Source organism: Pseudomonas sp. CFBP 8771 (assembly GCF_014841695.1).
In the GTDB taxonomy this organism is placed as follows: domain Bacteria; phylum Pseudomonadota; class Gammaproteobacteria; order Pseudomonadales; family Pseudomonadaceae; genus Aquipseudomonas; species Aquipseudomonas baltica.
In genome coordinates, this window is record NZ_JACYUJ010000002.1 from 618,494 (window position 1) to 632,080 (window position 13,587).

General features: G+C 62.4%; 12 protein-coding genes. 4 read left to right on the forward strand and 8 right to left on the reverse strand.

Translation table 11 applies throughout. From position 1 onward, the window contains the following. The first annotated feature begins 4 nt into the window (after positions 1–4). Entirely contained in the window at positions 5–958 is a 954-nt protein-coding gene (gene rlmF, locus IFT80_RS07415) for a 23S rRNA (adenine(1618)-N(6))-methyltransferase RlmF (RefSeq protein WP_192137096.1), read from the forward strand. A gap of 160 nt (positions 959–1,118) precedes the next feature. Here rlmF and IFT80_RS07420 read toward each other — a convergent pair whose 3' ends face one another. Then, a complete protein-coding gene (locus tag IFT80_RS07420) occupies positions 1,119–1,400 on the reverse strand; it encodes an HU family DNA-binding protein (protein WP_122479627.1) in 282 nt (93 codons plus the stop codon). A 408-nt stretch (positions 1,401–1,808) separates the two neighbouring features. On the opposite strand from IFT80_RS07420, the gene yejK reads away from it, so the two are divergent. After that, the gene (gene yejK, locus IFT80_RS07425) at positions 1,809–2,816 is read left to right on the forward strand and encodes a nucleoid-associated protein YejK (RefSeq protein ID WP_192137098.1); all 1,008 of its coding nucleotides are present in this window, start codon (positions 1,809–1,811) and stop codon (positions 2,814–2,816) included. 222 nt (positions 2,817–3,038) lie between these two features. Here yejK and IFT80_RS07430 read toward each other — a convergent pair whose 3' ends face one another. From IFT80_RS07430 to IFT80_RS07460, 7 genes are all read right to left on the reverse strand, one after another. Then, the gene (locus tag IFT80_RS07430) at positions 3,039–3,974 is read right to left on the reverse strand and encodes a glutathione S-transferase family protein (protein ID WP_192057722.1); all 936 of its coding nucleotides are present in this window, start codon (positions 3,972–3,974) and stop codon (positions 3,039–3,041) included. A gap of 661 nt (positions 3,975–4,635) precedes the next feature. Beyond that, a complete protein-coding gene (locus tag IFT80_RS07435; RefSeq protein WP_192053484.1) occupies positions 4,636–4,911 on the reverse strand; it encodes a GIY-YIG nuclease family protein in 276 nt (91 codons plus the stop codon). Positions 4,912–4,945: 34 nt separating this feature from the next. Beyond that, positions 4,946–6,169, reverse strand: coding sequence for an MFS transporter (locus IFT80_RS07440; protein WP_192057723.1), 1,224 nt, complete (start codon positions 6,167–6,169; stop codon positions 4,946–4,948). 294 nt (positions 6,170–6,463) lie between these two features. Next, complete coding sequence (locus IFT80_RS07445; RefSeq protein WP_043186354.1) at positions 6,464–7,228, reverse strand: amino acid ABC transporter ATP-binding protein; 765 nt, start codon at positions 7,226–7,228, stop codon at positions 6,464–6,466. A gap of 10 nt (positions 7,229–7,238) precedes the next feature. Beyond that, positions 7,239–8,336 carry an amino acid ABC transporter permease gene (locus IFT80_RS07450; protein WP_043186351.1) on the reverse strand — a complete coding sequence of 366 codons (1,098 nt, stop codon included), beginning with the start codon at positions 8,334–8,336 and terminating at the stop codon, positions 7,239–7,241. Between the two features lie 10 nt (positions 8,337–8,346). Continuing rightward, the gene (locus IFT80_RS07455) at positions 8,347–9,528 is read right to left on the reverse strand and encodes an amino acid ABC transporter permease (protein ID WP_122479632.1); all 1,182 of its coding nucleotides are present in this window, start codon (positions 9,526–9,528) and stop codon (positions 8,347–8,349) included. 64 nt (positions 9,529–9,592) lie between these two features. Then, the gene (locus tag IFT80_RS07460; RefSeq protein WP_122479633.1) at positions 9,593–10,621 is read right to left on the reverse strand and encodes an amino acid ABC transporter substrate-binding protein; all 1,029 of its coding nucleotides are present in this window, start codon (positions 10,619–10,621) and stop codon (positions 9,593–9,595) included. Between the two features lie 468 nt (positions 10,622–11,089). Between IFT80_RS07460 and IFT80_RS07465 the strand changes: the two genes are divergently transcribed. Next, the gene (locus IFT80_RS07465) at positions 11,090–11,746 is read left to right on the forward strand and encodes an alpha/beta hydrolase (protein WP_192053478.1); all 657 of its coding nucleotides are present in this window, start codon (positions 11,090–11,092) and stop codon (positions 11,744–11,746) included. A 269-nt stretch (positions 11,747–12,015) separates the two neighbouring features. Continuing rightward, positions 12,016–13,455, forward strand: coding sequence for an ATP-dependent RNA helicase RhlB (gene rhlB / locus IFT80_RS07470; RefSeq protein WP_192057725.1), 1,440 nt, complete (start codon positions 12,016–12,018; stop codon positions 13,453–13,455). Positions 13,456–13,587 lie beyond the last annotated feature (132 nt).

The following is a 13,587-nucleotide window of genomic DNA, read 5'->3' on the forward strand; positions in this document are numbered from 1 at the left end:
CCCCATGTCCACCCCGCAAAAACCCACCCTGCACCCGCGCAATCGCCACCAGGGCCGCTACGATTTCCCGCAACTGATCAAGGCCCACCCGGACCTCGCCCGGTTCGTCATTCTCAACCCGTATGGCAAGCAAAGCATCGACTTCGCCGACCCGGCAGCGGTGAAGGTATTCAATCGGGCCCTGCTCGGAGCGTTGTACGGCATTCGGCACTGGGATATTCCGGCGGGTTACCTCTGCCCGCCCATCCCCGGGCGCGCCGATTATCTGCATTGCCTGGCGGACCTGCTGGCCGAAAGCAACGGAGCAGAGATTCCCAGAGGCACTGCGGTCAAGGCACTGGATGTAGGTGTGGGCGCCAACTGCATCTATCCATTGCTGGGGCACAGTGACTATCGCTGGCAGTTCGTGGGGTCCGACATAGACCCGGTGGCGTTGGCTTCGGCCAATACCATCGTCCAGGCGAACAAGCTGGGCAAGGCCATCACTCTGCGCCTGCAGGGCCAGCCACGGCAGATTCTGCAGGGACTGATAGGCGCCGAGGAACGGTTCGCCGTGACCCTGTGCAACCCACCGTTCCATGCTTCGCTGGAGGATGCCACGCGTGGTAGCCAGCGCAAGTGGCGTGCACTGGGCAAGGCCGATCCCAAGCGCAAGCTGCCGGTGCTGAACTTCGGTGGGCAGAACAACGAGCTGTGGTGTGAAGGGGGCGAGATTCGCTTCGTGACCCAGTTGATCAACGAAAGCGTGGCGCTGGGCAAGCAGGTGTTGTGGTTTTCTACGCTGGTGTCCAAGGCTTCCAACCTTGCGGCCATCCAGGCGACCCTGGGCAAGGTCCAGGCGGCGCAGGTACGCGTGGTGGAAATGGGTCAAGGCCAGAAGCAAAGCCGCTTCGTCGCCTGGACCTTCCTGCCCGAACAGGCGCGTAACAGCTGGTTTACCTCAATACAAACATCGTAGGAGCGGCCATCGGCCGTGAAACAGGCGCTGCGGTGTATCAGGCGTACCGCGGCGCGCCCTTCGCGGGCAGAGCCCGCTCCCGCAGGGTTGGGTACATTTCGCGGGCACAAAAAAACCGCGCCCGGGTTGACCCGCGGCACGGTTCGTCGAGCCGTTACAATTACTTGTTGACGGAATCGGTCAGCACTTTGGCTGGGACGAACTTGACGACTTTCTTGGCAGCGATTTCGATGGCAGCGCCGGTCGAAGGGTTACGGCCGGTACGGGCAGGACGCTCGGTGATCTTCAGCTTGCCGATACCAGGCAAGGTGATCTCGTTGCCATTTTCCAATTGATCGGCAACGATCTGGCCCAGCTGCTCGATAGCGTTGCGCGCGGTGGTTTTCGGCGCGTCGATAGCTTCAGCGATATCGGCGATCAGTTGGTCTTTGGTTAATGCCATGGTGGTGTACCTTCCCTATCAAATTCAATTGGATTGCAAAGTGCAGCGTAAGTCGGAGCCGGGCGTGCGACGTCCGCCGGGGCTCACGTTTCGGTCATGCCAATCGCCATTGTAGATACCCAGAATGGCGTTTGGTTCGACTCGAAAGCCGCTCTCTGCGGGGCTTCACGGCCTTGTGGGCCGCAAGACCGGGCAAAACTAGCACAGAGCCAGACAAATATCCGCCACAAGCGGTCCTTTTATTCAGCTTTATCATGGGTTTGGCCGAAAAGTAGACGATTTCGTCGTTTCAGCGCACGCGCCCGTCACCAGCAAGCCGTAAAACCCCTATCTACGTTACACTTCGCCCCTTTGCCGCACGGCCCGCCACGTCCACCGTGCCCGTCAAACAGACCAGCCGAGAAGCCCATGCCGATCCGTCACTGCATCGTCCATTTGATCGACAAGAAACCCGACGGCACACCCGCCGTGCTTCACGCGCGCGACAGCGAGCTGGCCGAGTCCAGCGCCATCGAACATCTGCTTGCCGACCTCAATGAAAGCTACAACGCCAAGCAGGGCAAGGCCTGGGGCTTCTTCCATGCCGAGTCCGGCGCGCACCCTTTCAGCGGCTGGCTCAAGGACTACCTGGACGAGGGTCGCGACTTCACCCAGTTCAGCCGCACGGCCGTCGAGCACCTGCAGAAACTGATGGAAGAATCGAATCTCTCCACAGGCGGGCACGTCCTGTTCGCGCACTACCAACAGGGCATGACCGATTACCTGGCGATTGCGCTGCTGCACCACAGCGAAGGCGTGGCGGTGACCTCCGAGCTCGACGTCACACCGTCGCGGCACCTGGACCTGGGGCAGTTGCACCTGGCGGCCCGCATCAACCTGTCGGAGTGGCAGAACAACAAGCAGTCGCGGCAGTACATCTCGTTCATCAAGGGCAAGAACGGCAAGAAGGTCTCGGAGTATTTCCGCGACTTCATCGGCTGCCAGGAGGGCGTCGACGGCCCGGGCGAAACGCGGACATTGCTCAAGGCCTTCAGCGACTTCGTCGAGAGCGAGGACATGCCCGAAGAGTCTGCGCGGGAAAAAACCCAAACCCTGGTGGAGTACGCCACCAGCCAGAGCAAGATGGGCGAGCCGGTGACGTTGAAGGAGTTGTCGGGGCTGATAGATGAAGACCGCCCGCAGGCCTTCTATGACCATATCCGCAACAAGGATTACGGCTTGTCGCCCGAGATCCCGGCGGACAAGCGCACCCTCAACCAGTTTCGCCGCTTCACCGGGCGCGCCGAGGGGCTGTCGATCAGTTTTGAAGCCCACTTGCTGGGTTCCAAGATCGAATACGATGAAGAGGCCGGCACCTTGATCATCAAGGGCCTGCCGTCCCAACTGACCGACCAGCTCAAACGCCGCAAGGATTGAGCTGAGCCTGCGGAGGTTCGCCTGCACCCCGTAGGAGCGGTCACCGGCCGCGAAGCGGGCGCCGCGGTGTGTCAATCAGACCGCAGCGCGCCCTTCGCGGGCAGAGGGCTCAGCCGCCCGCCCCGCTCCCACACCAGGCCCTTGCACATCGCGGACATCCCGTAGGAGCGGTCACCGGCCGCGAAGCAGGCGCCGCGGTGTAACGCGCTGAACGTAAGGCCGTTACTGCTTCGCGAGGGCAAAACCGACGCGTGGGAAATGCACATGCACCACGCCGGCGCGCTCGTCTTCGCGCCTGATGATCAATTCCTCGGCCCCGGCAAACAACAACTCTCCCCGCACGGGATCGACGCCATAGTCCACTGCCGCCACGCTTACCTGATCACCAGCCTTGAACCCATTGGGGTCTTCGAACGTTTCCGTAGGCAAGGCGGCTGGAGTAGCAGCCTTGGCTATCGCCAGCGCCTCATCGGCACTCAGGTCACTGTAGGTGCCGTGGCCAAAGCCCAGCACGCGGCCCAGCCAGGCATGAATGGCGGGATAGATATCCACCAGCGGTGCAGTGACCGGCGTGCCCTTGAGAAACCACAACAGGTGGGCCATGGAGAAATCTGCCAGAGTAGGTTCGCCAAACAGGTAGTCGCCTTCTGCGTCCTGCAGTTGCTGTTCCAGGCGCGTCATGAACGTCGGCCACTGGTGCTTGGCCTGCTCGACCGACAAACGAGTGGCCGTACCACCCTGGAACAGCGCCATGCGATCGGCGATGAACGCCTTGGCAGCGTCTTCCGGCAGGCGCGCCAGACGGGCACTGATGGACTCGGGTTGAAATACCAGGCTGACCGCATGCTGGAACAGCACAGAATCGGCCCAGGCGGCGAAGGTGGCGACAGTCAGTTCCTGGCCTTGGGGCAACAGCGACGGGAAGGCTTTTTCCTGGTCCAGACGGCGAGCGATCAGGGCCGTGTCGCAATACACATCGGCGCCCACCTGCAACACCGGGGTCTTGCGGTAGCCACCGGTCAACGCCGTCAGATCGGGTTTGGGCATGATCGGCGAGATCAGTACCGAGCGCCATGCGAGCCCTTTGAAGCCGAGCATCAGGCGGGCCTTTTCGGCGAACGGCGAGGTCGGATAGTGATGCAGGATCAAGTCGGACATATCGGCTCCAGCAGGGTGGGAAAGCTCACAGCTTACTCGCCCGCGCGCAGAGCACATACCCCTGTAGCAGCGGCGCAAGCCGCGTCGGCGGTGTATGCGGTGTGCCTGAATGAACGCGATACGGCCGGACGCGGCTCGCGCCGCTGCTACAGGGATTGCGTGCTCTGTAGCAGCGGCGCAAGCCGCGTCGGCGGTGTATGCGCTGTGCCTGCATGAACGCGGTGCCACCGGACGCGGCTCGCGCCGCTGCTACAGGGATTGCGTGCTCTGTAGCAGCGGCGCAAGCCGCGTCGGCGGTGTATGCGCTGTGCCTGAATGAGCGCGCTGTCACCGGACGCGGCTCGCGCCGCTGCTACACGGATTGCGTGCTCTGTAGCAGCGGCGCAAGTCGCGTCGGCGGTGTATGCGCTGTGCCTGAATGAACGCGGTGCCACCGGACGCGGCTCGCGCCGCTGCTACAGGGATTGCGTGCTCTGTAGCAGCGGCGCAAGCCGCGTCGGCGGTGTATGCGCTGTGCCTGAATGAGCGCGCTGTCCCCGGACGCGGCTCGCGCCGCTGCTACAGGGATTGCGTGCTCTGTAGCAGCGGCGCAAGCCGCGTCGGCGGTGTATGCGATGTGCCTGAATGGACGCGGTGCCACCGGACGCGGCTCGCGCCGCTGCTACAGGGGGCGGAAAGACGCTACCAGATGCTCCTTGGCAACTTTGCGCAGGCGCTTGATCAGCCGCTCGTGGCGCAGCGCTTCACCTTTGCTGGGCCAGGTTTCGTAGTACACCAATGCCACTGCCGGGCTTGAGAGAAAAAAACGCGCGCCCTTGCCACTCTGGTGCTTGGCGAAACGGCGCTGCGGGTCGTCGCTGATGCCGCAGTAGAGCGAGCCATTCGCCGCGCGGACCAAGTAGACATACCAGGGTTTGGGTGGCGTGATGTCGGTCATTGATTCAGCAACGCCTGTAGGCAAACCCGCGGCATCATTCCACCTTCGTCGCCACCGCACGCACATGCAGCGTACGCCCGGCCCCCATACCCGCCGCCGTGGCGGCGATGCCAATCACGGCAAACACCCACCCCACTGCGCTCCAGCCGCCCGTCATGTCGTGCACCAACCCTACCGCGAAGGGTCCCATCGACGCGATGGTGTAGCCCACACCTTGAGCCATGCTCGACAGGTTGGCTGCCACATGGGCGTCCCGCGAGCGCAGCACGATCAGGGTCAGCGCCAGTGCGAACACCCCGCCCTGCCCCAGCCCGAGCACGATCGCCCAGCCCCATATCCCGCTCAATGGTGCGTAAAGCAGGCCGAACAAACCGGCCAGACTCATCGCCATCACCGCGACAATCGGCAAGCGCTGATCACGACCGCGGGTGGCCAGCCAAGGCACAGTGAGTGCGCTGGGCAACTGCACGATGATCGAGAACGACATGACCAGTCCTGCCTCGGCGGCAGACAAGCCCCGGCCGATCAGGATCGACGGCAGCCAGCCAAAGACGATGTAGGCCAGCGACGACTGCAAGCCCATGAACAGCGTGACCTGCCAGGCCAAGGGATCGCGGAACAAGCCACTGACACGATAGCGGACACGCTGGACGCCGTGCTTTTGCCGCGCCTGGGGCAGCCAGAACACGGCCGCCAGCAATGCAGGCACCATCCAGAACGCCAGACCGATGCGCCAGCTGTCATCGAAATACTGGCTGAGGGGAACGCTGGAACCGGCGGCCAGCGCTGCCCCCAGGCACAGCGCCATGGTGTAGACGCCGGTCATCGTCCCGGCCTGTCGGGCGAAGTCGCGCTTGACGATGCCAGGCAGCAACACGCCGATGATCCCGATGCTGCCGCCGGCCACCAGGCTGCCGATGAACAATCCCCACACCCCTAATTGGCTGCGCAGGGCAATGCCGGCGGCCAGCACGAGCAACACACCCAAGACCACCCGTTCGCTGTCGAAACGCCGTGCCAGCAGAGGCGCCAAGGGTGCGAACAGACCCAGGCACAGAACCGGAAGCGTGGTCAGCAGGCCGGCCGTCGAGCCGCTCAGGCCGAGACTGGCCGAGACCTGCGCGAGCAAAGGCGCCATGCTCGACAAGGCCGGACGCAGGTTCAGCGCCACCAGCACCAGGCCAAGGATCAGCAACCAGGGTTTATGCAACGGCGTCACGACGTCGCTGCTCGAAGCGGTACAGTTGGCAGTAGGCATAAGGGTCCAGAAACGAAAGTGCGGACCATTGCCAGAACGCGAACGCCTGATGGTCTCTTGATACGGCTTTGAACGAGGAAGCGTAGAGCGTATTGCCAGCAATGGCAAATGCTCAGCCAGCAGGGTGCCATCGAAACCGCAGCGCACCCTTCGCGGCCACGGACCGCTCCTACACCGTTCCCGCATTCCCCGTAGGAGCGGTCATCGGCCGCGAAGCAGGCGCCGCGGTGTGTCAGGCCAGTAACGAAAAAACCCGGGCACAGGCCCGGGTTTTTCGTGTGCCGCAAACGGCAATCAGTGCAGGATCTGGCTCAGGAACATCCGGGTCCGGTCGCTCTGCGGGTTGTCGAAGAAGTCGTTCGGCGCGGCCTGTTCGACGATCTCGCCCTTGTCCATGAAGATCACCCGGTTCGCCACGGTGCGCGCGAAGCCCATTTCGTGGGTCACGCAGAGCATGGTCATACCGTCTTCAGCCAGGCCGATCATGGTGTCGAGTACTTCCTTGACCATTTCCGGATCGAGCGCCGAAGTCGGTTCGTCGAACAGCATGATCTTGGGCTTCATGCACAACGCCCGCGCAATGGCCACGCGCTGTTGCTGGCCACCGGACAGCTGCCCGGGGAACTTGTGCGCCTGCTCCGGGATGCGCACGCGCTCCAGGTAATGCATGGCGATTTCCTCGGCCTGGCGCTTGGGCATCTTGCGCACCCACATCGGCGCCAGCGTGCAGTTCTGCAGGATGGTCAGATGAGGAAACAGGTTGAAGTGCTGGAACACCATGCCCACTTCGCGCCGTACCGTCTCGATCTGCTTGAGATCGTTGGTCAGCTCCACGCCGTCGACGATGATGGTGCCCTTCTGATGCTCTTCCAGGCGGTTCAGGCAACGGATGGTGGTCGACTTGCCCGAGCCCGAGGGCCCGCACAGGACGATGCGCTCGCCCTGGGCCACGTTCAGGTTGATGTCCTTGAGCACGTGGAACTGGCCGTACCACTTGTTCACGCCTTGCATCTGGATGATGCCCGGTGCGCCCGCCGGTTTCTTGATCGCTTCACTCATGATTAAGCTCCTAACGCTTGTGGCCAGTGTCCAGCTTGCGCTCCAGATGCATGGAGTAGCGGGACATACCGAAACAGAAGATCCAGAACACCAGGGCCGCGAACACGTAGCCCTCCGTTGCCATGCCCAGCCATGCCGGGTCGGCTGCCGCCTGCTTGACGCTGTTGAGCAGGTCGAACAGGCCGATGATGATCACCAGGCTGGTGTCCTTGAACAATGCAATGAAGGTGTTGACGATGCCCGGGATGACCATCTTCAAGGCCTGCGGCAGGATCACCAGGCCCATGCTGCGCCAGTAGCCCAGCGCCATGGCCGAGGCCGCCTCGTACTGCCCCTTGGGAATCGCCTGCATGCCACCGCGCACCACTTCGGCTACATAGGCGGACTGGAACAGGATGACCCCGATGAGCGCCCGCAGCAACTTGTCGAAGTTCATGCCCTCGGGCAGGAACAGCGGCAGCATGACCGAAGACATGAACAGCACGGTGATCAACGGCACGCCGCGCCAGAACTCGATGAAGGTCACGCAGACCACCTTCACCGCCGGCATCTTCGAACGCCGGCCCAACGCCAGCAGGATCCCCAGCGGCAAGGCGCCAGCGATGCCCACGGTAGCGATCACCAGGGTCAGCATCAGGCCACCCCACTGGCTGGTTGCCACGGTCGGCATGCCGAACGCGCCGCCGTGCAGCAGGAAGTAGGCGATGACCGGGTACAGCACCAGGAAGCCGATGCCATAGACCGCCTTGCGCTTGAACCTCGACATGAACAGCGGCGCCACCCCCAGCACTGCCAGCCACACGGTCAGATCGACGCGCCAGCGCAGTTCGGGCGGGTAATAGCCATACATGAACTGACCGAAACGCTGCTGGATGAACACCCAGCAGGCGCCTTCCTTGGTGCAGTCGGCACGGGTGGTGCCGACCCAGTTCGCGTCGAAGATCGACCAGCTCAACAGCGGCGGCACGATCAGCCAGATCAGGTACAGCGACAGCAGGGTCAGCAGCGTGTTGAGCCAGCTGGAAAACAGGTTCCGGCGCATCCACGCGACAGGTCCGAAGACTTTGCTCGGTGGTGGCTGGTCGGGTTTGAAAATATGGGTGGTCATGCGCTCATCCTCACCGTTCGATCAGCGCAATGCGCTTGTTGTACCAGTTCATCAGCAGGGAAATGCTGATACTGATCGCCAGGTACACGCTCATGGTGATGGCAATGACTTCGATCGCCTGCCCCGTCTGGTTGAGCACGGTACCGGCGAACAGCGAAACCATTTCCGGGTAACCGATACCGGCGGCCAGGGAAGAGTTCTTCGCCAGGTTCAGGTATTGGCTGGTCAGTGGCGGAATGATCACGCGCAGGGCCTGCGGGATGATCACCTTGCGCAGGGTCGGGCCATTGCGCAGCCCCAGCGAGTGGGCCGCTTCGGTCTGGCCGTGGCTGACCGACTTGATGCCCGAGCGCACGATCTCGGCAATGAACGCCGCGGTGTACACGGTCAGGGCCAGGGTCAAGGCCAACAGTTCCGGGATCAATACCCAGCCACCGACGAAGTTGAAGCCCTTGAGCTCGGGTTTTTCCCAATGCACCGGCGTGCCGAAGATCAGCGCGCACAGGGCCGGCAATACGATGATGATCGCCAGGCCCACCCAGAACTTGTGGAACGGCTGGCCGGTGGCCTCGAAGCGCTTGGTGGCCCACTTGGACATCAGTACGACGCCCACGATGGCTACCACCACGCTGATAGCGAATGGCCAAAAGCCTGGCGCGGCCAGCGCGGCCGGCATGTTCAAGCCACGGCTGCTGACGTAGAAGCTGTCCATGAAACCATGTGCCGCGCGCGGACCCGGCAGGGTCAGGAACACCGCGAAATACCAGAACAGGATCTGCAGCAGCGGCGGGATGTTGCGGAACACCTCGATGTAGACGGTCGCCAGCTTGTTGATCATGAAGTTGGGCGACAGTCGCGCCACGCCGATCACGAAGCCCAGCACGGTCGCCAGGATGATGCCGATGATCGACACCAGCAGGGTGTTGAGCAGGCCGATCAGGAACACGCGCGCGTAGCTGTCCGATTCGGTGTAGTCGATCAGGTGTTGGGCAATGCCGAAGCCGGCACTGCGTTCAAGGAAGTCGAAGCCGGAAGTGATGCCCCGGTGTTGCAGGTTGGTCTGTGTGTTGTCGAACAGAAACCAGCCCATACCGACCACCGCCACAATGGTGATGATCTGGAAAAGCCACGCACGCACACGCGGATCAGTCAGGGATAACCCCTGCTTGGGTGCGCCGATTTGATTTTGCATGGAAAGCCCCAGGAGAGATGGAGAACAGCGCCCGACGGCAACGTGCCGTCAGGCGCCGGGCCGATCAGCGCACCGGAGGTGCGTACTGGATACCGCCAGCGTTCCAGAGAGCGTTCTGGCCACGATCGATCTTCAGCGGGGTGTTCGCGCCCAGGTTGCGCTCGAACATCTCGCCGTAGTTGCCGACCTGCTTGACGATCTGCACGACCCAATCCTTCGGCAGTTTCAGATCCTTGCCGTATTCGCCATCGGCGCCCAGCAAGCGTGCCACGTCAGGGTTCTTGGTGGCTTTGGCTTCGGCTTCGACGTTCTTCGAAGTCACGCCTGCCTCTTCAGCGTTGAGCTGGGCGAACAGGGTCCACTTGACGATCGCCAGCCAGTCTTCATCACCGCGGCGTACCACTGGGCCCAGCGGCTCCTTGGAGATGGTTTCCGGCAACACGACGTAGTCGTTCGGCGCGGCCAGCTTGCTGCGCTGGGCGAACAGCTGCGACTTGTCGGAGGTCAATACGTCGCAACGGCCGCCTTCCAGGGACTTGGCGCTTTCGTCGGAGGTGTCGAAGGTAATCGGGGTGTACTTCAGGCCATTGCCACGGAAGTAGTCGGACACGTTCAGCTCGGTGGTGGTACCGGCCTGGATGCAGATGGTGGCGCCGTCCAGTTCCTTGGCACTTTTCACGCCCAGCTTGTTGTTCACCAGGAAGCCGATGCCGTCATAGTAGGTAACGCCGGCGAAGACCATGCCCATGCCCGCATCGCGGGAGCTGGTCCAAGTGGTGTTGCGCGACAGAATGTCGATTTCACCGGACTGCAGCGCAGTGAAGCGCTCCTTGGCATTGAGTTGGCTGAACTTGACCTTGGTAGCATCACCGAACACGGCAGCGGCGACAGCGCGGCAGACGTCGGCGTCGATACCGACGATCTTGCCCGAAGCATCAGGAACGGAGAAACCAGGCAGGCCGTCGGAGACGCCGCACTGTACGAAACCTTTCTTCTGGATGGCGTCCAGAGTGGCACCCGCCTGAGCGAAGCTGCTTACGCCCAGAACGGTCGCAGCGGTCAGTACAGCCAGGGTGGATTTCAACATCTTCATTCAAAACCTCCAGTTGCTCTTGTTGTGTCCGAGCTTGAATTGCGCTGCACCTAAATGAGGCGCTGTCGACCCGTGTCGGCTTGTTGTTGGGTCAAAGCATCAATCGCAATACAAGTGATGAACCCGACCGACCGGATGGCCCGACCGGGATATGCAACGCTTGCCCCCGCTCCCCGCAAGGTTCGACGCAGTGGTCTGCGGCGTCTCTGGTGATCATCGGCAAATTTTTCCGCATCGTCGTTGACTGCTCTGCGTCAGTCCATAACGGTTCTATAGTGTTACCGCCGATGACGATGCTGGTATTACGCCAGTTACATAGCAAGCGTCGTACCATAGTGAATCGCATCAGCGTTTAAATGCACGTCAATAGAAAAACTTGTAGCCTTGCGACATCTTCTTCAGAGATCGCACCATCGCGCCTCGTCGCACTGCACTCAAACAGAGCGGGCGCCCCACAACGGAGCAACCATGACCGACCCCTTGATCATCGAACCCGACAACAGCGTCGACGCCTGTGTCATCTGGCTGCATGGCCTGGGCGCTGACCGATATGACTTCCTGCCCGTGGCGGAAGCCTTGCAGCAACGATTGCAGGGAACACGTTTCGTACTGCCGCAGGCACCCACCCGCGCAGTGACGATCAATGGCGGCTACGCCATGCCCAGCTGGTACAACATCATTGCCATGAGTCCTGCACGGGCCATCGACCAAAGCCAGCTGGAGGCGTCTGCGCAGATGCTTTGCGGGCTGATCGAGGAGCAGCAGGCCAGCGGCATCCCGCCGGAAAGGATCTTCATCGCAGGCTTTTCCCAGGGGGGCGCGGTGGCATTACATACGGCCTATATCACTTGGCAGGGTCCGCTTGGGGGAGTGCTGGCGCTGTCGACCTACGCTCCGACTTTCGACGAGCAGATCGAACTGGCTGCCAGTCAGCAGCGCACTCCGGCACTGTGCCTGCACGGGCAGAATGACGAAGTGGTGATCAACGCCATGGGCCGCAGCGCCTATGAATACCTCAAACGCTGGGGCGTGGACGCAGCGTGGCAGGAATACCCCATGGGTCACCAAGTGTTACCGCAAGAGATCGCCGACATCGGCGACTGGCTGGCCGAACGGTTGCACTGACACCTTGCACATCCGCAGGCGCGACCTGTGGCCGCGAAGCAGGCGCCGCGGTGTGTCCGGCGAACCGCAGCGCACCCTTCGCGGCCGCGGGCCGCTCCTACATAGGTTCGCGGTCGACTCGTAGGAGCGGTCATCGGCCGCGAAGCAGGCGCCGCGCAGTACCGGCGACACAGCGGTCACCGTACGCCCCCACCACTCTTCTATCGTCGCGCTCGATTCTTGCATTACACTGCCTGACGTTCATTCCTCAACCAATCGATGAGAAGCCTGTGCTCAAAGCACTCAAGAAGATGTTCGGCAAAAGCGAGGCGCAACCCCTTGCAGCCGACACTGGCGCCACCCGCGTCCTACCCGTCGACACCCACGCATCGACCCAGCCGGCCGCCGTTGCGCCAGCCCCCAGCGTCAGCCCCGAACCCGAAGCACCCGCACCGACCGTGATCGCCGATGAAAAGCCTGTGCGTGTCCGTCAGCCCAAACCCGTCGCGCCTGCCTGGAGCCGTACCGATTTTCAGGTGGAAGCGCAGGAAGGCAAGACACGCTTCCACGACTTCGCGCTCACCGACGAGCTGATGCACGCCATCCACGACCTGGGTTTTCCGTACTGCACACCGATCCAGGCCCAGGTGCTGGGCTACACGCTCGAGGGCCGCGACGCCATCGGCCGCGCCCAGACCGGCACCGGCAAGACCGCTGCCTTCCTCGTGTCGATCATCTCCCAACTGCAGCAGACCCCTCCGCCCAAGGAGCGCTTCATGGGCGAGCCGCGCGCGCTGATCATCGCGCCGACCCGTGAGTTGGTGGTGCAGATTGCCAAGGACGCCGCGGACCTGACCAAGTACACCGGCCTGAACGTGATGACGTTCGTCGGCGGCATGGACTTCGACAAGCAGCTCAAGCAGCTCGAAGCACGCCATTGCGACATCCTGGTTGCCACCCCCGGCCGCCTGCTGGACTTCAACCAGCGCGGCGAAGTGCACCTGGACATGGTCGAGGTGATGGTGCTCGATGAGGCCGACCGCATGCTCGACATGGGCTTCATACCCCAGGTGCGCCAGATCATCCGCCAGACGCCGCCCAAACAGGAACGCCAGACCCTGCTGTTCTCCGCCACTTTCACCGCAGACGTGATGAACCTCGCCCAGCAGTGGACCACCGACCCGGCCATCGTCGAGATCGAGCCGGAAAACGTGGCCAGCGAAAGCGTCGAGCAGCATGTGTATGCAGTGGCTGGCAGCGACAAATACAAACTGCTCTACAACCTGGTCACCAGCAACGACTGGGAGCGCGTCATCGTGTTTGCCAACCGCAAGGACGAAGTCCGCCGCATCGAAGAGCGCCTGGTGCGCGATGGCGTGAATGCCGCGCAACTGTCCGGCGATGTGCCGCAGCACAAGCGCATCAAAACCCTGGAAGGCTTCCGCGAGGGCAAGATTCGCGTACTGGTGGCCACCGATGTGGCGGGCCGCGGCATCCACATCGACGGCATCAGCCATGTAATCAATTTCACCTTGCCCGAAGTGCCGGATGACTACGTTCACCGCATCGGGCGTACTGGCCGGGCCGGCAGCAGCGGTGTCTCGATCAGCTTCGCCGGCGAAGACGACTCCTATCAGCTCCCTTCGATCGAGGCGTTGCTGGGTCGCAAGATCAACTTCGAAATGCCGTCCGCCGAGCTGCTGAAACCCGTCGAACGCAAGCACCCTTGACCGCTGCAGGAGCGGTCCGCGACCGCGAAAGCCGCACCGCGATTTAGCGGCCTAACCGCGCCGCCCTCTTTGCGGCCGATGGCCGCTCCTACGAATGTACTCAAGCCCCCTGTAGGAGCGGTCCGTGGCCGC